At 71.7% G+C, this 18,431-nt stretch carries 12 protein-coding genes; 1 reads left to right on the top strand and 11 read right to left on the bottom strand.

Annotation, left to right across the window (positions count from 1 at the left end; genetic code table 11):
* Nucleotides 1–11: 11 nt before the first annotated feature.
* The 10 genes from NBY65_RS05705 to gltX all read right to left on the bottom strand — a co-directional run bounded on the left by NBY65_RS05705 (nucleotide 12) and on the right by gltX (nucleotide 14,387).
* Nucleotides 12–1,553: a S41 family peptidase gene (locus NBY65_RS05705; RefSeq protein WP_150038406.1), complete on the bottom strand. Its 1,542-nt coding sequence runs from the start codon at nucleotides 1,551–1,553 to the stop codon at nucleotides 12–14.
* Entirely contained in the window at nucleotides 1,550–3,721 is a 2,172-nt protein-coding gene (gene rnr / locus NBY65_RS05700; protein WP_150038408.1) for a ribonuclease R, read from the bottom strand. The genes NBY65_RS05705 and rnr overlap by 4 nt, the downstream gene beginning before the upstream one ends.
* 174 nt (nucleotides 3,722–3,895) lie before the next feature.
* Entirely contained in the window at nucleotides 3,896–6,553 is a 2,658-nt protein-coding gene (topA, locus tag NBY65_RS05695) for a type I DNA topoisomerase (protein WP_150038410.1), read from the bottom strand.
* Nucleotides 6,554–6,592: 39 nt separating this feature from the next.
* The gene (gene dprA, locus NBY65_RS05690; protein ID WP_150038412.1) at nucleotides 6,593–7,732 is read right to left on the bottom strand and encodes a DNA-processing protein DprA; all 1,140 of its coding nucleotides are present in this window, start codon (nucleotides 7,730–7,732) and stop codon (nucleotides 6,593–6,595) included.
* 9 nt (nucleotides 7,733–7,741) lie between these two features.
* Nucleotides 7,742–8,326 carry a glycerol-3-phosphate 1-O-acyltransferase PlsY gene (plsY, locus tag NBY65_RS05685; protein WP_150038655.1) on the bottom strand — a complete coding sequence of 195 codons (585 nt, stop codon included), beginning with the start codon at nucleotides 8,324–8,326 and terminating at the stop codon, nucleotides 7,742–7,744.
* A 2-nt stretch (nucleotides 8,327–8,328) separates the two neighbouring features.
* Nucleotides 8,329–9,447 carry a hypothetical protein gene (locus tag NBY65_RS05680; protein ID WP_150038414.1) on the bottom strand — a complete coding sequence of 373 codons (1,119 nt, stop codon included), beginning with the start codon at nucleotides 9,445–9,447 and terminating at the stop codon, nucleotides 8,329–8,331.
* Nucleotides 9,444–10,727 (bottom strand): dihydroorotase, encoded by a 1,284-nt coding sequence (locus NBY65_RS05675; protein ID WP_150038416.1) that lies wholly within the window; start codon nucleotides 10,725–10,727, stop codon nucleotides 9,444–9,446. Before NBY65_RS05675 ends, NBY65_RS05680 begins: the two co-directional genes overlap by 4 nt.
* A complete protein-coding gene (locus tag NBY65_RS05670; RefSeq protein WP_150038418.1) occupies nucleotides 10,720–11,655 on the bottom strand; it encodes an aspartate carbamoyltransferase catalytic subunit in 936 nt (311 codons plus the stop codon). Before NBY65_RS05670 ends, NBY65_RS05675 begins: the two co-directional genes overlap by 8 nt.
* 136 nt (nucleotides 11,656–11,791) lie before the next feature.
* Nucleotides 11,792–12,706 carry a hypothetical protein gene (locus tag NBY65_RS05665; RefSeq protein ID WP_150038420.1) on the bottom strand — a complete coding sequence of 305 codons (915 nt, stop codon included), beginning with the start codon at nucleotides 12,704–12,706 and terminating at the stop codon, nucleotides 11,792–11,794.
* A gap of 286 nt (nucleotides 12,707–12,992) precedes the next feature.
* On the bottom strand, nucleotides 12,993–14,387 hold the full coding sequence (gene gltX, locus NBY65_RS05660; protein WP_150038422.1) for a glutamate--tRNA ligase: 1,395 nt from the start codon (nucleotides 14,385–14,387) through the stop codon (nucleotides 12,993–12,995).
* Nucleotides 14,388–14,467: 80 nt separating this feature from the next.
* Here gltX and NBY65_RS05655 point away from each other — a divergent pair, with 80 nt between their 5' ends.
* Entirely contained in the window at nucleotides 14,468–16,594 is a 2,127-nt protein-coding gene (locus NBY65_RS05655) for a ComEC/Rec2 family competence protein (protein ID WP_150038424.1), read from the top strand.
* On the opposite strand, the gene ybaL is transcribed toward NBY65_RS05655, so the two are convergent.
* The gene (ybaL, locus tag NBY65_RS05650; protein WP_150038426.1) at nucleotides 16,527–18,338 is read right to left on the bottom strand and encodes a YbaL family putative K(+) efflux transporter; all 1,812 of its coding nucleotides are present in this window, start codon (nucleotides 18,336–18,338) and stop codon (nucleotides 16,527–16,529) included. The two genes, NBY65_RS05655 and ybaL, sit on opposite strands and share 68 nt — an antisense overlap.
* Between the last annotated feature and the right edge of the window lie 93 nt (nucleotides 18,339–18,431).

Below are 18,431 nucleotides of genomic sequence, written 5' to 3'. Positions count from 1 at the left end.
GTCAAGCGGCTTTAGGGTCCGGCCTGGGGCCTGGCCGGGGGCGGGCCGATCAGCGCCGCGCCATAGGCGCTCGGGGTTTCGATCAGGAACCGTGCGGCGGAGAGGTCGGCATCGCGGCCCTCGGCGGCCGGGCAGGCATTGCGGATCTCCAGGATTTCCGGGGCGGGCAGCGGCGCGCGGGCGGCGCGGTGGCGGTGCAGGGGCCGCGCCATCATCTGCCGGCCTTGCGCCAGTTCCGCCAGTTGCTGGTCCAGCGCTTCCCCGCCCAGGCTGGTACAGACCTGCGGCAGCACGCCCAGCCCCTGGATCGGCCAGCCCAGCGGGGCCAGCACGCGGCTCCAGGTCACCAGCAACTCGCCGCCATCGGGCAACGGCGCGATCGTCTGCACCAGGCCCTTGCCGAGGGTGGAACTGCCCACCACCACCGCCCGCCTCTGGTCGGCCAGCGCCGCCGCCAGGATTTCGGCGGCACTCGCCGAGCGTCCGTCAACCATCACCACCACCGGCACGCCTGACGCGAGATCCGGCCCATCGGCGCGGAATTCATGATCGGCGTCGGGATCCCGGCCGAGGGTCATCGTCACCACGCCCTCGGGGATCAGCGTGTCGGCCGCCGCCACGGCCTGCCGCAGCAGCCCGCCCCGGTTGCCGCGCAGGTCGACCACCACGCCGCGCGGCGGGCGATTGGCGGCCAGGCCGCGCTCCAGCTCATGGGCGAGGCGCAGGCCGGTGTCGCCGGCGAAGGCGGAGATGCGCAGCACCAGCAGCTCGCCGATGCGGGTGGGCACCACCGTTTCCGGCGGCACCAGGGCGCGTTCCAGATCGACGCGGCGGCGGCGCCCGTCATGGCCGCGCAGCAGCAGGCTCACCCGGGTGCCTTCCGGCCCGTTCAGCAAGGCCGTCACCGCGTCCGGGCTGGCCGCGTTCGTGTTCTGGCCATCCACCGCCAGGATGCGGTCTCCCGGCCGCACCCCGGCCCGTGCCGCGGGGCCGTCGGTGGCCACGTCCTGCACGACGATCTGGCGGTTGCGGCGCGCCAACTGCACGCCGATGCCGGCGCGGCCGGTGCGCCGGGCCCGTTCCGCGTCCGCCTCTGCCGGGGCGGCGTAGCGGGAATAGGGGTCGAGATGGTTGAACAACTCGTCGAAGAAGCTGCGGATGATGCCCTGGGTGCCGGCCTGGCGCACCGCCTCGGAGCGGTCCCAGGCGGCCCGTACCATCTGGGCCACCGCTTCGCCCCAGCCCTCCGCGTCGTCATCGGGGGGCGAGGGGCGCAGCAACAGGCCCTGGCCGTCACTGGCCAGCCTGAGCGTGTTGTCGCGCAGCTCGGCCGACAGCCGCGGATCAAGCGAGGTCAGGCCGCGCAGTCCCCAGACCGCCAGTTGGCTGACCGGCACCGGATCGAGCGTGCGTGGCGCGATGAAGTCCAGCGCCGTGGCCGAGACCTGGGCCACAAGTCCCGCATTCAGCCCCTGGCCGGGCAGGAACGGCTCGGCCAGGGCGGCCGGGCCGCCGAACAGCAGGGGCAGCAGCAGCAGCCAGGCGGTTCTCACCTTCGCCGTGGCCGTCCCCTTTCGCGCGCCGCCCCCGGCCCGGCGCCCTGCAGCACATGGAACACCAGCCCGCCGGTCACCGGGCTCGCTTCGCTCAGCATCACGTCCACCTCCTGGGCCAGGCGGAACTCGATGCGTGTCCGTCGTCCCGAGAGGGTCTGCGTCGCTTCGTCATGAAACCAGAAATCATCGGGCAGCGTGGAAACCGGCACGAGTCCGCTCGCGCCACTGTCCGCAACTGTGACGAAAAGACCGAACCGGGTCACGCCGGAAATGCGCGCGGCGAACACCGTGCCGACCTTGTCGGCCATGAAGGCGGCCAGATAGCGGTCGATGGCGTCGCGTTCGGCCAGGGCTGCCCGGCGTTCGGTTGCAGTGATATGCTCGGCGGTGTCGGCCAGTTGCGCCGGCTCGTCGTCGTCGAGCCCGCCCGGCCCGAGCCGCAGCCCGCGCACCAGGGCGCGGTGCACCAGCAGGTCGGCATAGCGGCGGATCGGGCTGGTGAAATGGGCGTAGCGGGCCAGTGCCAGACCGAAATGACCGATATTCTCCGTTGCATAGGCGGCCTGGGACTGGCTGCGCAGCATCACCTCGTTGATCAACGCCGCCTGCTCGCTGCCGCCGACCTGGCGCAGCACCCGGTCGAGGTCGCGCGGATGCAACTGGTTGCCGGGTGGCAGGGAGATATCCAGCGTGCGCAGGAAGCTCCGCAGCGCCTCCAGCTTCTCTTCCGAGGGCGGGGCATGCACGCGGTAGACGCATGGCTGGTGCAGCCGCTCCAGTTCCTCGGCGGCGGCGACATTGGCCAGCACCATGAATTCCTCGATCAGCCGGTGGCTGTCCAGCCGCGGCCGCGGCGTGACCGAGACCACCCGGCCGGCATCGTCGAGCACCACCTTGCGCTCGGGCAGGTCGAGGTCGAGCGTGCCGCGCGCTTCCCGCGCCGCCAGCAACAGCCGGTAGGCGGCATACAGCGCCGGAACCGGCAGGCCGAGGTCCCGGCCGGAGTCCCGCGCTTCCTGGACCTCGGTATAGGTCAGGCGGGCGGCGCTGCGCATCAGGCCGCGGCCGAAGCGATGCGACTGCTTCCGCCCGGCGGCGTCGATGCGCATCTCGACGAACAGGCAGCCGCGATCCTCGTTCGGGCGCAGGCTGCACCAGCCGTTGGACAGCGCCTCCGGCAGCATCGGCACGACGCGGTCGGGGAAATAGCAGGAATTGCCGCGCAGACGGGCGGCGCGGTCGAGCGGTGAGCCCGGCCACACGTAATGCGCGACATCGGCGATCGCCACCAGCAGGCGGAAGCCCTCGCCATCCGGTTCAGCGAACACCGCGTCGTCGAAATCGCGCGCATCCTCGCCGTCGATCGTCACCAGCGGCACGTCGCGCAGGTCGGTGCGCCCGTCCGCGCCGACGCTCCGGGCCTTCTCCGCCTGTTCCAGGGCGGCGGCGGGGAAGTCGTTCGGGATCTCGTGGGTGTGGATGACGATCAGGCTGACCGACCGCGCGTCGCCCACATTGCCCAGGCGCTCGACCACCCGGGCGGGCTTCAGGCCATAGCCGGTCGAGGGCAGGGGGGTCGCCAGCACGATCTCGCCGGGCTGCGCCGCGCCGTCCTCGCCCGGTGGAACCCGCCATTCCGCGCGGGAGCGTCGGTCGGTGGGCACAATGCGCCCGCCGCCCTGCGGAGTCGGCTGGTAGACCCCGAGCACGCGGCCCGGCTCGTCGGTCAGGCGCCGGAGCGTGCGGCCTTCGTATTTGTTGCCGACGATCTGGCGCAGCCGTGCCAGCACGCGCTCGCCCGGGGCCAGCGCCGGAACGCCGCGCGGCTCGGGGCGCATCAGGATCATCGGCGGCGGGCCATCGCCCTCCCACTCGACCGGCCGGGCGATGGGGTCGCCATCCGGATCGGTGCCGGTGACCTGCACCACCATCGCCTCGGGCAGACGGCCGGGGGCGCGGAACCGGCGGTGGCCGGCAGGCGCGACCTCGCCCTCGCGGGCGAGGTCCTTCAGCAGATCACGCAACTCCACGCGCTGGGAGGCGTCCAGGCCGAATTCGCGGGCGATCTCCCGCTTGCCGACACGGCCGGGGGATTCGCGGATGAAACGACGGATCGCCTCGCGGCTGGGCAGGGCCGGGGGCGGGGCGTTGGGCTTGCGGGCCATGTCAGGCAGTGGCGGGGCGTTGCCCCGCGCCCCACCAGGGCTCCGCCCTGGACCTGCCAAGGGCTTCGCCCTTGGAACCCATGATTTCTGTGCCGCGCAGCGCGAGTGGGGTGCAGGGGTCCCCTGACCCCTGCCGGGTCCAGGGCAGAGCCCTGGCCTTCCTTAAAAAATCCCTCATCCAGCCTTTCGCGCCGCCGCCTTCGGCTTCGCCGCGGCTTTCTTCGGTGCCGCCGCTTTCTTCGGCGCGGCCTTCTTCGGCGCCTCCGGCGCGGCGGCCTCTTTCTTCGGCGCCGCCTTGCGTGCCTTGGCGCCGCGCGGCTTCAGCAGCTTGCCCTTCTCGGCCAGCAGTGCCACCGCCTGTTCCAGGGTGACGTCGTCCATCGCGACGTCGCGCGGCAGCGTCGCTACCTTGTTGCCGTGCTGCGCGTACGGCCCGAACCGTCCCTTGCGCACCAGCACCGGCTCGCGGTCGGACGGGTGCGGGCCGAGCGTGCGCACGCTCGCCAGCTTGCGTGCCAGCAGGTCGACCGCCCGGTTCAGCCCGACTGCCAGCACGTCGTCGTCGCGGTCGAGCGAGGCGAACACCCCGCCCATCTTCACGTAGGGCCCGAACCGCCCGAGGCCCGCCTCGATCGGCTCGTTCGTCTCCGGATGGATGCCGACGATGCGCGGCAGCGACAGCAGCGCCACCGCCTGTTCCAGGGTGATGCTGTCGCCGTCCACCCCGCGCGGCAGGCTGGTGCGCCGGGGCTTGACCTTGCTGCCCTCGACCTGCTCGCCCTGCTGCACGTAGACGCCGTAGGGGCCGCGGCGGACGGTGATTTCCTCGCCGGTGTCGGGATGCGGCCCGAGCACCCGCATGCCTTCCTTCAGCGTGTCGCCCGCGTCCTCGCCGCTGTCGATGGCGAGCCGCCGCGTGTACTGGCAGTTCGGGTAGTTCGAGCAGCCGATGAAGCTGCCATGCCGGCCCAGCTTGAGCCCGAGCCGCCCCTCGTTGCAGGCCGGGCAGGTGCGCGGGTCGGTGCCGTCCTCGCGCGCGGGGAAGAAATGCGGCCCCAGGTCGCGGTCCAGCGCCGAGATCACGTCGCTGATCTTCAGGTCCCGGGTCTGCTCCACCGCGCGGGAGAATTCCTCCCAGAAGGCGCGCATGATGGCACGCCAGTCGGCCTTGCCGTCGGAGATTTCGTCGAGCTGCTCCTCCAGCCCGGCGGTGAAGCCGGTATCGACGTAGCGCTCGAAGAAGCTGGTCAGGAAGGCCGTGACCAGTCGCCCGCGGTCCTCGGGGATGAAGCGCTTGCGGTCCAGCCGGACATATTTGCGGTCCTGCAGCACCGACAGGATCGAGGCATAGGTCGAGGGCCGGCCGATGCCCAGCTCCTCCAGCTTCTTGACCAGGCTCGCTTCCGAATAGCGCGGCGGCGGCTGGGTGAAGTGCTGCTCGGCGCTGGCTTTGTCGTGGCCGAGCCGGTCGCGCTCGGCCATCGGCGGCAGCATGCGGCCTTCCTCGTCGGCGCCCGCCTCGCCCGGGGCGTCGTCCTGGTCCTCGCGGTAGAGCTTGAGGAAGCCGTCGAAGGCCATGATCGAGCCGGTGGCGCGCAGGCGCGGGCCGTTCGGCTTCGCATCGGCGGCATCGACGCTGACCTGGTCGAACTCGGCGGACTGCATCTGGCTGGCGACGGCGCGCTTCCAGATCAGCTCATACAGGCGGAACTGCTCGGCGTTGAGGTAGGCGGCCACGCTCTGCGGCACGCGGCCGATCTCGGTCGGGCGGATCGCCTCGTGGGCTTCCTGGGCGTTCTTGGCGCGGCTGGTGTATTCGCGCGGGGCGGCCGGCACGTAGGTGGGGCCGTACTCGGCCTGCACATGCTCGCGGATGCTCAGCATCGCCTCGCGGGCCATCTGCACGCCGTCGGTTCGCATATACGTGATCAGGCCGACGGTATCGCCCTCGATGTCGACGCCCTCGTACAGTTGCTGGGCGAGCCGCATCGTCTGCTGCGCGCCAAAGCCCAGCTTGCGCGAGGCTTCCTGCTGCAGGGTCGAGGTGGTGAAGGGCGGGGGCGGGTTGCGCTTGACCCGCTTCCGCTCGATCGTGGCGACCGAGAAGCTGCCGGCCTCGACCGCCGCCTTGGCGCGCAGCCCGGCGGCCTCGTTGGGCAGGTCGAACTGCTCGAGCTTGCGCCCGTCCAGATGGGTCAGCCGGGCGGTGAAGCTGGCGCCCTCGGGGGTGGTGAACACCGCCTCGACGGTCCAGTACTCGCGCGGGCGGAACGACTCGATCTCGGCTTCGCGCTCGCAGATCAGGCGCAGCGCCACCGACTGCACCCGTCCGGCGCTGCGGCTGCCCGGCAGCTTGCGCCAGAGCACCGGCGAGAGGGTGAAGCCGACCAGGTAGTCCAGCGCGCGGCGGGCCAGATAGGCCTCGATCAGCGGCAGGTCGAGGTCGCGCGGGTGCTCGATCGCGTGGCGGATGGCGTTGCGCGTGATCTCGTTGAAGGTGATGCGGCGGACCGCCACGCCGTTCAGGGCGCGCTTCTCGTCCAGCATCGCCCGCACGTGCCAGGAGATGGCCTCGCCCTCGCGATCCGGGTCGGTGGCGAGATAGAGCGTGCTGGCGCCCTTGAGTGCCTTGGCGATGGCCGCGACCTGCCGGGCGCCGCGATCATCGGCCTCCCAGTCCATGGCGAAGTCCTGATCGGGACGCACGCTGCCGTCCTTGGGGGGAAGGTCGCGTACATGCCCCAGGCTCGCCAGCACGGTGTATTTGCTGCCGAGGTACTTGTTGATGGTCTTCGCCTTCGCAGGCGATTCGACGACGACGACGTCCGTCATGCTGTCCTGATCTTTGGGTCGGCGACGTTCGGGCCGCGCCTAATGACCGGGTTCGGCGAGCAATGCAACCATGTTCCCCGGGAAGGTCTGCAACCGGCCGGCGACTTCCAGTTCCAGCAGGGCCCCGAGCACGGCAGCCGGCGAAAAGTGGGAGCGGCGGATCAGCTCGTCAACCGATGTCGGCGAAGGGCCCAGCAGATCAGCCAGTTGCGCCCTGGCAAGGGCGACCTCGGCGGAGTCGCCGGGGGGCGTGGCAACGGGTTCGGGCGGGGGTTCGCGCAACCTGTCCGGGCAGGAAAATCCTGGCAGCAGGCCGAGTCCCTCGCCCGGTGCGCAGGGCAGATCGGCAAGCACGTCGGACGCGGTCTCCACCAGCCGGGCCCCCTGGCGGATCAGGCCGTTGGCGCCACGGCAGCGCGGGTCGAGCGGCGAGCCCGGCACGGCGAACACCTCCCGCCCGGCCTCCAGCCCGCGGCGCGCCGTCACCAGGGCGCCGGAGCGCTGCGCGGCCTCCACCACCACGACCCCGAGGGCCAGGCCGGCGATGACGCGGTTGCGGCGGATGAACAGCCGCCCCAGCGGGGCGGTGCCGGGGGGAGCCTCGCTGACCACGGCGCCGCCGGCGGCGATGCGGGCCTGCAGCCCGGCATGCTCGGGCGGGTAGGGGACGTCGATGCCCCCGGCGACGCAGGCCACCGTCCGCCCGCCACGCAGCGCCCCCGCATGCGCGGCGGCGTCGATGCCACGGGCGAGGCCGGAGACCACCACCAGCCCCTCCCGGGCCATCTCCTCGGCCATGGTCTCGGCGATGCGCTGGCCGTTCGCCGAGGCGTTGCGGCTGCCGACGATGGCGATCCCACGGCCGGTCAGGGCGGTCGGATGGCCCTGCACGGCGATCACCGGCGGGGCGTCCTCCAGCAGGGCCAGCAGCGGCGGATAGGCGGGGCTGCCGAGGAAGATCAGGGTGGCGCGGGCGCGGGCGGCCAGGTCGAACTCACGCTCGGCCTCGGCGCGGCTGGGCACGGTGGGCGGGGTGGGGCGCCCGCCGTTGCGGGCGAGCCCCGGCACGGCCTCGAGCGCCGCTGCCGCGCTGCCGAAGCGGCGCAGCAGCCGGCGATAGAGGATGGGGCCAACGCCTTCGGTCCGCGCGAGACGAAGACGGTCGAGGTCTTCGTTCATGCCAGGGGCCTACTTGCCCTGGCCGATCCGCGGCTCGGTGCCGGCGAGCAGGCGGCGGATATTGGCGTGGTGGCGGGCGATGATCAGGCCGGAACTGGCGAGCACCAGCAGTTCGACCGGCCAGGGGTCGCCGGCGAGCAGGCCGATCACCGGGGCGGCGGCGCAGGCGGCGAGCGCGCCGGCCGAGGAGATGCGGGTGGCGAAGGCGGTGCCGGCCCAGACCAGCACGGCCCCGAGCCCCGCTACCGGCGCCGCGGCCAGCAGCACGCCCGCGCCGGTGGCGACCCCCTTGCCGCCCTTGAACTTCAGCCAGACCGGGAACAGGTGCCCGAGCACGGCGGCCAGCCCCGCGACCAGGATCCCCGCCTCGCCGGCGAGCGCGCCCCCGGCCAGCACGGCCACGGCGCCTTTGAAGGCATCCAGCGCCAGCGTCGCCGCGGCCAGGCCCTTGCGGCCGGTACGCAGCACGTTGGTGGCGCCGATATTGCCCGAGCCGATGGCACGGATGTCGCCAAGCCCGGCTGTGCTGGTCAGCACCAGGCCGAACGGGATGGACCCCAGCAGGTAACCCAGGGCCGCGACGGGAAGGAGCATGATCATAGCGGAGCCGTTCCTGATGATCGGGCCAGGCCGAAGGCCGCGCCGGCTTCCGGCTCGCGGGCCGAGCCCAGGCGGGCGGCGATCACGGTTGCGGCCGGGCCGACGAAGAGAGGGGCGGCATGCATGACGATCCGGCCGACCTGGAAGAACTGGGTCAGCACCAACGCGACCACGACCAGGGCCGGGATGACCATCAGGTCCGCGGCCACGATGCGGCGTCGGTGGCCTGGGGCTCCCGGGAAGCGATGGCCGAGCAGCGCCAGCCCGGCCAGCACCAGCAGCGGCAGCACATTGAGCACCAGGCCGCGCCCGCTGGCCCAGGCAGCGAGATTGGTCCGTATCGTGGCGAAATATCCTGCCGTATCAAGCTGATACTCGTTGCCTGGCAGATGCACCAGCATGACCATGGCCAGATAGAGGCCGCCTGCCAGCAGCGTTGCCAGCCAGGCCCGGCCCAGGCGCTGTCGTTCGCTGGCGGAGACGATGCAACGCAGGCTCAACCAAACAGCGAATACGATGATGATTTTTTCATTGGTCAGAGGGGCCAGCAACATCACCGCCGCGAACCAGCCCGGACGTGGCAGCAGCCACAGCAGCAGGGCGATGACCAGGATGGCCAGCGGGTCGAGCGCGAAGAACTGGCTGTACCAGCACAGGACGAACAGCAGCAGGCCGGCCAGCGCCGCCGTCGCCGGCGGCAATCCCTCGCGCGTGCGCGCCGTGGCGAAGGCGACGAATCCGGCCAGGATCATTGCCAGGTAGGAAACGAAGGCCAGGGCCTCGGTCGCCCGCAGGCTCGGCAGCGGCAGGTCGGGGGGCAGGTTGGTCAGCGGCAGGCTGGGCAACAGGTAATAGAACGGCGCCGCCACCAGCACGGAGAGCAGGCGGTAGCCATAGGGGGATTCCGGCATGGCGCCGCCCGGCTCGCCCAGCAGCGCCAGCAGGAACGGCGCATAGTCGTCGCGGGGGACGGTGCCGAACGCCATCAGGCGGAAGATCACGAAGTAGAACGGCGACAGCGCCACGGCCACCAGCGCGAACAGGGCGATGCGGCGGGCCAGCACCACGGCGGTGCCGGGGCCATGGCTCGCCGTATGGTCCGGACTGGGGGTCACGCGGTGGCTCCGAACACGCGGCGTCCCGCTTTCCAGGTTCCGATCACCTGCCCTTCCAGCGCGCGGTTGTCGAAGGGCGTGTTCTGCGCCTTGCCGGGCAGGGCGCCGGCCTGGACCCGCCAGACATGCTCGGGATGGAACAGGCAGAGATCCGCCGCCGCGCCCTTGGCCAGCGTGCCGGCGCCGACCCCGAGCAGGCGCGCCGGCCCGACGGTGAGCAGCGCGACCGCCTCGGCGAGCCCCAGCGCCCCGCCATGCACCTGGGCCAGCGTCACCGCCAGCAGCGTCACCAGCCCCGCGCCGCCGGCGGAGGCCTGGGCGAAGGGCAGGCGCTTGTCGTCGGCGTCGCGCGGCTGGTGGTCGGAGGCGATCGCGTCGATGGTGCCATCGGCCAACGCCGCCACCACTGCCCGCCGGTCGGCCTCCGCCCGCAGCGGCGGCGAGAGCTTGGCATAGCTGCGGAAATTGCCGATCGCCCCTTCGTTCAGGTCGAAATAGGGCGGGGCGGTATCGCAGGTGACGCGCAGCCCCTCGTCCTTGGCCCGGCGGATCAGCGCCAGCGCCTCGGCGGTCGAGACATGGGCGAAATGCACCGCGCCCCCGGTCATGCGCGCAAGCCGGATGTCGCGCGCCACCATGATCGCCTCGGCCTCGGCCGGGATCGCCGGCAGGCCGAGCCGGGTCGCCAGTTCCCCGCGCGTGGCGGCGCCGCCGGCGGCGAGCGAGGGCTCTTCCGGGTGCTGCACGATCATCGCGCCGAAGCCGCGCGCGTAGGTCAGCGCCAGCGCCATCTGCCGGGCGCCGCCGATGGCGCGGGCGCCGTCGGTGAAGGCGATCGCCCCGGCCTCGTGCAGCAGGCCGAGCTCGGCCATTTCCTCGCCGCGACAGCCCTTGGTCACGGCCCCGTAGGGCAGGATGGTCAGGCTGCCGGTGGCGGCGCCGCGGGCCAGCAGCAGATGGACCAGCGCCGGGTCGTCGATCGCCGGCTGGGTGTCGGGCAGGGCCGCGAGCGTGGTGATGCCGCCCGCCGCCGCCGCCTCGGCGGCCGAGGCGATGGTCTCGCGGTATTCGAAGCCCGGCTCGCCGAGGGCGGCGCGCATGTCGACCAGGCCGGGGCAGAGCACCGCCCCGTCGCCCTCGATCACGGTGACGCCGTCGGGCCGGCCGAGCCCGGTGCCGAGATCGGCGATCAGCCCGTCGCGGATCAGCAATTCGCCGGCCTGGTCGAGCCCGGCAGCGGGATCGAGCAGGCGGACGCCGGTGATGAGCGTGTCAGTCATTGCGTGCCGCCCGGCGGGAGAGGGTGTCCAGCACCGCCATGCGGACGGCGACCCCCATTTCCACCTGTTCCTTGATGACGCTGCGGTGCGGGTCGTCGGCGACCTCGCTGTCGATTTCCACGCCCCGGTTCATCGGGCCGGGATGCATGACCAGCGCGTCCGGCTTGGCCCAGGCGAGCTTGGCGGCGTCGATGCCCCAGAAGCGGAAATACTCGCGCGCGCTCGGCACCAGGCCGCGCGCCATGCGCTCGCGCTGCAGGCGCAGCATCATGACGATGTCGGCGCCATCCAGCCCCGCCTTCATGTCGTGGAAGACGGTCACGCCGAGTCGCTCGACCTCGGCCGGCAGCAGCGTCGGCGGGCCGATCAGCCGTACCCGGCTGCCCATGGTGGTGAGCAGGTGGATGTTCGACCGCGCCACCCGGCTGTGCAGCACGTCGCCGCAGATGGCGACGGTCAGGCTTTCCAGCCGCCCCTTGCGCCGGCGGATGGTCAGCGCGTCCAGCAGCGCCTGGGTCGGGTGCTCGTGCGTGCCGTCGCCGGCATTGATGACCGCGGCGTCCACCTTCTGCGCCAGCAGCGCCGGCGCGCCGGACTGGTCGTGGCGCACCACCAGCAGGTCGCAATGCATGGCGTTCAGCGTGGCGGCGGTGTCCAGCAGCGTCTCGCCCTTGTTCACGCTGCTGGTCGAGACCGACATGTTGATCACGTCGGCGCCGAGTCGCTTCCCGGCCAGTTCGAAGCTCGTGCGCGTGCGCGTCGAATCCTCGAAGAACAGGTTGATCAGGGTGCGGCCACGCAGCAGGTCCCGCTGGGTCTTGCCGGAGCGGTTGAGCAGCACGTAGCTCTCGGCGAGATCCAGCATGGCGCCGATCTGGGGCGGATGCAGGCCCTCGATTTGCAGCAGGTGGGGGATGGGGGGAAGCAAGGCAGGAATCCCGGCGACGTTCGGCGCCGGACGTTACAGGCGAGTTTGCGTGGATGCCAGCGCCTGCGGATGCGGGGAATGACGGGGATGGCCCGCCATGCCGGGGCGGCAGGGCGCAGCGCCCCGCCTGGTGCGCTTATGCGCGCAGGGTAATCGTGGTGGCGTCGACCAGGCTGGTGCCGGTGCTCAGTTGGCTGTGCGTCAGTTGGAAGGCGTCGGCGGCGTAGCTGCCGGCGAAGCGCAGCCGCCCGGCGGTGGCGCCGTTCTCGGTCAGGGTCAGCACGCCGTTGGCGAAGCGGGCCGCGGTGATGTTGTGGCCGAGCAGGTCGATGTGATCCTGCGCGTGGAACACCGAGGTGGCGGAGAAGCCGCTGATCAGGCCGTGGAAGTCCCGCAGGTTGCCGATCCGCAGGTCGTCGCCGCCGAGGAAGCGGATGGTCTGCCCGCTGCCGACCGCGCCCGTCGTGGTCAGGTTGGGGGTGGCGACGAAGCCGTGCAGCGGGGTGGCCTGCTGGAAGCGGATGGTGCCGGTGCCGATGACGGAGGCGTCGATGGTCGCATGGCCGCCGACATCGATGACCCCGTTATTGGCCAGCCGCGCGCCCGTAGCGGCGGCGTGGACGGTGATGTCGCCCATCCGGCCGCTGGTGATGGTGCCGCGATTGGTGAACTGCCCGCCAGCCGCGGCAATGTCGATGCGCAACTGGCCAGCGCGCTGGAAATCCGTGCTGTCGGCGCGGATGGTGCCGAGATTGGTGTTCTGCCCGCTCGCCCGGAGGGTGCCGGCGAACACGTACTGGGTCGGCACGTAGCTGTAGTTGGTGGCGCCGACGCTGGTGTTGCGCGCCAGGGTCACGCCGGAGATAGCGAGCGTGGGCGGCGCCGTCTCCGTGCCGACGAGCTGCACCGTGGTGCCGGACAGCGTGGTGTTGCGGAAGGTCACGGTGCCACTGGACACCACCAGCGTGCCATCCGGGCGTGTTTGTGCCGTGGTGTGGGCCATCGCCGTGGTGAGTGCGGTCTGGCCGCCGGTGCGGGGCTGTACGGGCATCGTGGTATCTCCTAAAGATAGAAATGCTCGACAGACAAATGCTGGCAGATTGATCCCAAAATATGAACCGTTAATCACCTCCAAGAACCGGTAAGGTGATCAAGAAAATGCGAGAGTTTTGCTTAAAGTTTTATTTTGGAATTTAAATAAGAATTTGAACTGAAATACAGGTTGAGGCGAATGCGTCGTGTTTTCTACCGGCGCAATGCGTTTTTGTTAAAAACGACATCGCCCGACACGTCGGTAGACGTGTCGGGCGATCAGGCGGCGATGAAAAAGCGAGGGATCAGGCCGCGGCGGCGGCGATCCGCGCCAGCGCTTCCTCGCGGCCGAGGGCGGTCAGCACCGCGTCGATCCCCGGGCTGACGGTGCTGCCGGTCAGTGCCGCGCGCAGCGGCTGCGCCACCGCGCCGAGCTTGCGCCCGCTGCGCTCGGCATAGGCGCGCAGCGCCGCGTCGATCGCGGCGGTTGAGAAATCGGTGTCGGCGAGGGCGGCGCCGACCTCGCGCAGCATCAGGCGGTTCTCGGCCGAGAGCAGGGCGGCCGCCTTCGGCTCCAGCGGCAGCGGCAAGGGGCGGGCGAGGAAGGCGGCGGCATCGGCCAGCTCGACCAACGTGCGCGCCCGTTCCTTCAGATGCGGCATCAGGGCGGCAACCCGGTGCGCGGCATCGGTGCCCAGCGCGAGGTCGGTGCGCCGGGCGAGCAGCCGCAGCACCTCGGCGGTCAGCCGCTCATCCGCCGCGGCGCGGATCCAGACCCCGTTCACATGCTGCAGCTTGGCATAGTCCATCCGGCTCGCCGCGCGGCCGACGCCGTCGATGTCGAACAGCCGGATGGCGTCCTCGCGGGAGACGATCTCCACGTCGCCATGCCCCCAGCCGAGCCGCAGCAGGTAGTTGCACAGCGCTTCCGGCAGGTAGCCCATCTCGCGGAATTCGGTGACCGACTGCGCGCCGTGCCGCTTCGACAGCTTGGCGCCATCGGCGCCGTGGATCAGCGGTACATGGCCGAAGCGCGGCCGCTCCCAGCCCATCGCGTCATAGATCTGCGCCTGGCGGAAGGTGTTGGTCAGGTGGTCGTCGCCGCGGATGACATGGGTGATGCCCATGTCATGGTCGTCCACCACCACCGCGTGCTGGTAGGTCGGCGTGCCGTCGCTGCGCAGGATGATCATGTCATCGAGCTCGGCATTGGCGACCCGCACCTCGCCCTGCACCAGGTCGTGCACCACGGTCTCGCCTTCGCGGGGCGCGCGCAGGCGGATGGCGAAGGGGGCGCCCGGCGGGGCCTCGGCGGGGTCGCGGTCACGCCAGGGGCTGACGATGCGGCCGCGGCCCTCGGCCTTGGCCTGCTCGCGCATGGCTTCCAGCTCGGCGGCGGTGAGATAGCAGCGATAGGCCCGGCCCTTCGCCAGCAATTCCTGCGCGACCTCGGCGTGGCGCGCCTGCCGGGTGGACTGGAACACCGGCGGCTCGTCGGCCTCCAGGCCGAGCCAGGCCAGACCTTCGAGGATCACGTCGACCGCCTGCTGCGTGCTGCGCTCGCGGTCGGTGTCCTCGATGCGCAGCAGGAAGGTGCCGCCATGGTGACGTGCGTACAGATAGTTGAACAGCGCGGTGCGGGCACCACCGATGTGCAGCAGGCCGGTGGGCGAGGGGGCGAAGCGGGTACGGACGGTCATGACGGCATCCACGGCTGAGGCGGCGCTTCTAGCATGGGGATGCATGACGGGAAGAGCAGGGCCGGCGTAGCGTATCGGCCATGCAACGAGTCGCCATCGCAACCGCGCGGGCCTGGCATGAGGCGCTTGGCGCGGCGCGGCAGCGCCTCGCGTCCTGGGCGGAGGCCGAGTCCGGGCGGTTCGCCCTGTGGCTGCCGGTGCTGATGCTCGCGGGGGCGGTGACGTTCTTCAGCCTGCGGGCCGAGCCGCCACGCTGGCTCGCCCCGGCGCTGCTGGCCGGTGGCGGCGCGCTGCTGTGGGGCGGGCGGCGGTCGCTGGATGCGCGCGCAGCGGGGGCCGCGGCCCTGGCCGCTGCCCTCGGCTTCGGCGCCGCGCAGTTCGCCACCTGGCGGGCCGTGCCGCTCGCCGACGTGCCGACCCGTGCCAGCATGGCCGAAGGCACCGTCCAGGCGGTCGAGCCGCTGCCGCAGGGCCGGCGGGTGACCCTGGAGGGGGTGACCCTCGATGGTGTGGCGTTCCCACGAACCGTCCGTCTGCGTTTGCGCGCCGATGATACCGGGCCGGTCGAGGCGGGGGACCGCCTGCGCGTACGGGCGCTGCTCCTGCGCCCGGCCGCTCCCGCCTATCCCGGGGGCTGGGACCTGCAGCGTGACGCTTTTTTCAGTGGCCTCGGTGCCTTTGGCAACGCCCTTGGGCCGATGGTGCGGCTCTCCCGCCCGGGCGCCACCGGTGTGTCGGGCCGCATCGAAGCCTTGCGCGAGGCGATCAACGCCCGCCTGATGGCCGCCTTGCCCGGCAGCCCCGGTCCGATCGCGGTTGCCATGCTGACCGGCAGCATGAGCGGTATCACCGAGGCGGATCGCCTCGCCTTCCGTGATTCCGGGCTGTTCCATCTCCTGTCGATCTCGGGCCTGCACATCGCCACCGTGGTGGCGATTTTCTTCGGTGTGGCGCGGCTTGGCCTGGCGCTGTCGGAATGGGTGGCGCTGCACTGGCCGATCAAGCAGGTGGCGGCGCTGGCCGCGCTCGCGGGGGCCGGTTTCTACACCGTGCTGAGCGGCGTGCAGGTGCCGGTGCTGCGCTGCCTTGCCATGGCGGCCCTGGTCACGCTGGGCCTGCTGGTCGGGCGCCGCGCGCTCACGTTGCGGGGGCTCGGCTTCGCCATGGCGCTGCTGGTGCTCGCCGTGCCCAGCCAGGTCATGGGGCCTTCCTTCCAGATGAGCTTCGCCGCGGTGCTGGCGCTGATCGCGGGCTTCGAGAAGCTGCGGCCGGCCTTCCTGCGGCTGCGCGGCGAAGGCAGCCGGGGCCGCCGCGCCCTGGCCTATGTCGTCGGGCTGATGGCCAGTTCGATGCTGGCGGGATCGGCCTCGGCACCGTTCGCCGCCTACCATTTCGGACAGGCGCAGGTGTACCAGGTGGCGGCGAACCTGATCGCGGTGCCGCTGACCGAGATGGTGGTGATGCCGCTGGGGGTGGCCGGCCTGTTCCTGATGCCCTTCGGCGCCGAGGCACTGGCGCTGGTGCCGATGGGCTGGGGGCTGGAGGCGGTGCTGTGGGTGGGGCGCGCCGTGGCCGCCTGGCCGGGGGCCACCATCCGCGTGCCGCACATGCCGTCCTGGGGGCTCGCGCTGTTTGCCTTCGGCCTGGTCTGGATGGGGCTGTGGCGGACGCGGATCTGGCTGGCGGGGGGGCTGGCGGTGGCGCTCGGCCTTGCCTCCCCGGCCTTCGAGCGCCCGCCGGACCTGCTGCTTTCGGCCGACGGGCGGATGATCGGGCTGCGTGCCGAGGACGGCATGTTCGTGCAGCCGTGGAATGGCCCGCGCATCACCCAGGAGGCATGGCAGGGGCTGTGGCAGGCGCGGCTGGCCGGGCCGCTCGGCTGCGGGCTGGCCCCCTGCTGGCTGCGGGCCCGGCCGGACGGGCCCGCAGCCGTGCTGGTGCGTGGCGAACCGCCGGCGACGGTCTGCGCCGCCGCCGTGGTGGTCTCGCTCGAACCGGTGCGGCTCGGCTGCCGTGTCCCGGTGGTGGACCGCTTCTCCGTCTGGCGCGAGGGCGCCCACGCCATCTGGCTCGATCCGGGCGGCGCGCGCGTGCTCTCGGACCGGCAGTACCGGGGCGAGCGGATCTGGATGCCGCGGCCTACGACGCGATCGCGGCTGCCGCCGGGACTGGTGCCGGCGCTGCCGGAGGAACTGCCAGAGGAGTGACCGCGCCGCGGTGGAGCACGGCGGTGATCATGCCGCGGGCGATCTCCCGCTCACCCATGATGGCGTGGGTGGCGCCATGGGAGGTCAGGTGCTCGACCTCGGCATCCGAATGGGCGCGGGCGAGGATGAGCAGGTCGGCGCGGATGGCGCGGGCCTGCTCGGCCGCCTGGCCGGCTTCGAAGGCTTCGGGGATGGTAACGCAAAGTACGCGGGCGGTGGGGAGGTCGAGCGCCTGCAGCACCCGCGCATCGGCGGCATTGCCCACGATCACCCGCAGGCCGGCGGCGCGTGCGGCCTCGGCCCCGTCCGGTTCGGATTCCACCACCACCACGTCGACTCCGGCCCTGGCGAAGGCTTCGCAGACCAGGCGGCCGACGCGCCCGTAGCCGATCACCGCCGCATGGTCGCGCAGGCCGACCGGGGCGATCTCCGGTGCGGTGGGCGGCGTCGGGGGCAGGGCACTGGCCGGCGCCGTGGCCGGGCGTCGCGGCTCGGCCTGGGTCCGCGCCTCGGGCAGGCGCGGGGCTTCCGGCACGCGGCGGCGTTCGGCCAGGGCGAAGGCCAGCGGGTTGATCAGGATCGAGAGAATGGCCGCGGCCAGGATCAGGTCGCGCCCTTCCGGCGGCAGCAATCCGATCCCGACGCCGAGCCCGGCCAGGATGAACGAGAACTCGCCGATCTGCGCGAGGCTCGCCGAGATGGTCAGGGCGGTGCCGTGCGGATGGCCGAACAAGCGGACGATGGCGTACGCCGCGAGCGACTTGCCCAGCACGATGATGCCGAGGGTGACCAGCAGCGGGACCGGCTGGTTGAGCAGGATGGCCGGGTCGAACAGCATGCCGACCGAGACGAAGAACAGCACCGCGAAGGCGTCGCGCAGCGGCAACGATTCCTGGGCGGCGCGATGGCTGAGCTCGGACTCGCTCAGCACCATGCCGGCGAAGAAGGCCCCGAGCGCGAAGGAGACCCCGAACAGCGCCGCCGCGCCGAAGGCGATGCCGAGCGCGATCGCCAGCACGCCGAGCCGGAACAGCTCGCGCGAGCCGGTATGGGCGATCATGTGCAGCAAAGCGGGGATCAGCCGGCGCCCGACCACCAGCATCAGCGCCGCGAACAGCACCACCTTGCCCAGGGTGATCAGCACCACGCCGGCGGTGCCGGAGCCCAGGGCCCCGGCGATCCAGGCGGCCAGCCCGGTGGTGCGCGGCGCCTCGCCCGCGAGCAGGCCGGGCAGGGTCGGCAGCAGCACCAGCGCCAGCACCATGGCGATATCCTCGACGATCAGCCAGCCGACGGCGATGCGGCCGCGCCCGGTGTCGAGGATGCGGTACTCCTGCAGCGCGCGCAGCAGCACCACGGTGCTGGCGACCGAGAGCGCGAGGCCGAAGATGAAGCCCGCGGCGAGCGACCAGCCCAGCCAGGCCGACAGCCCCATGCCCAGCACCGTTGCGCAGGCGATCTGCACAACCGCGCCGGGCACGGCGATGGCGCCCACCGAAATCAGGTCCTTGAGCGAGAAATGCAGCCCGACGCCGAACATCAGCAGAATGATGCCGAGTTCGGACAGTTCGTTGGCGAGGCCGAGATCGGCGACGTAGCCCGGGGTGAACGGGCCGATGGCAAGCCCGGCCAGCAGGTAGCCCACGATCGGCGACACCCGCAGCCGCTGCGCGATCACGCCAAGTGCGGCAGCCCCGACAAGGGCGGTGACGATGGTCGCGATGAGTGGGGTCTGATGTTCCATGTTGCTCCGCCGGCCAGGGACTTCGGAAAGGCCCTGCTGATGAAGGGCCGGCGGGGGGCAACGTCAATAAGGACCAGGGTGGTAAAGTGTTGC

It is taken from the genome of Rhodovastum atsumiense, assembly GCF_937425535.1.
Classification (GTDB): Bacteria; Pseudomonadota; Alphaproteobacteria; order Acetobacterales; family Acetobacteraceae; genus Rhodovastum; species Rhodovastum atsumiense.
Note: the sequence above shows the minus strand (reverse complement) of the source record. Positions and strands in the feature narration are given on the sequence as shown.

Excerpts from the sequence above, each read along its gene's own strand:
- rnr (WP_150038408.1), bottom strand. The coding sequence starts at position 3,721 with ATGGCCCGCAAGCCCAACGCCCCGCCCCCGGCCCTGCCCAGCCGCGAG.
- topA (WP_150038410.1), bottom strand. The coding sequence starts at position 6,553 with ATGACGGACGTCGTCGTCGTCGAATCGCCTGCGAAGGCGAAGACCATC.
- dprA (WP_150038412.1), bottom strand. The coding sequence starts at position 7,732 with ATGAACGAAGACCTCGACCGTCTTCGTCTCGCGCGGACCGAAGGCGTT.
- plsY (WP_150038655.1), bottom strand. The coding sequence starts at position 8,326 with ATGCTCCTTCCCGTCGCGGCCCTGGGTTACCTGCTGGGGTCCATCCCG.
- NBY65_RS05675 (WP_150038416.1), bottom strand. The coding sequence starts at position 10,727 with ATGACTGACACGCTCATCACCGGCGTCCGCCTGCTCGATCCCGCTGCC.
- NBY65_RS05665 (WP_150038420.1), bottom strand. The coding sequence starts at position 12,706 with ATGCCCGTACAGCCCCGCACCGGCGGCCAGACCGCACTCACCACGGCG.
- gltX (WP_150038422.1), bottom strand. The coding sequence starts at position 14,387 with ATGACCGTCCGTACCCGCTTCGCCCCCTCGCCCACCGGCCTGCTGCAC.
- NBY65_RS05655 (WP_150038424.1), top strand. The coding sequence starts at position 14,468 with ATGCAACGAGTCGCCATCGCAACCGCGCGGGCCTGGCATGAGGCGCTT.
- ybaL (WP_150038426.1), bottom strand. The coding sequence starts at position 18,338 with ATGGAACATCAGACCCCACTCATCGCGACCATCGTCACCGCCCTTGTC.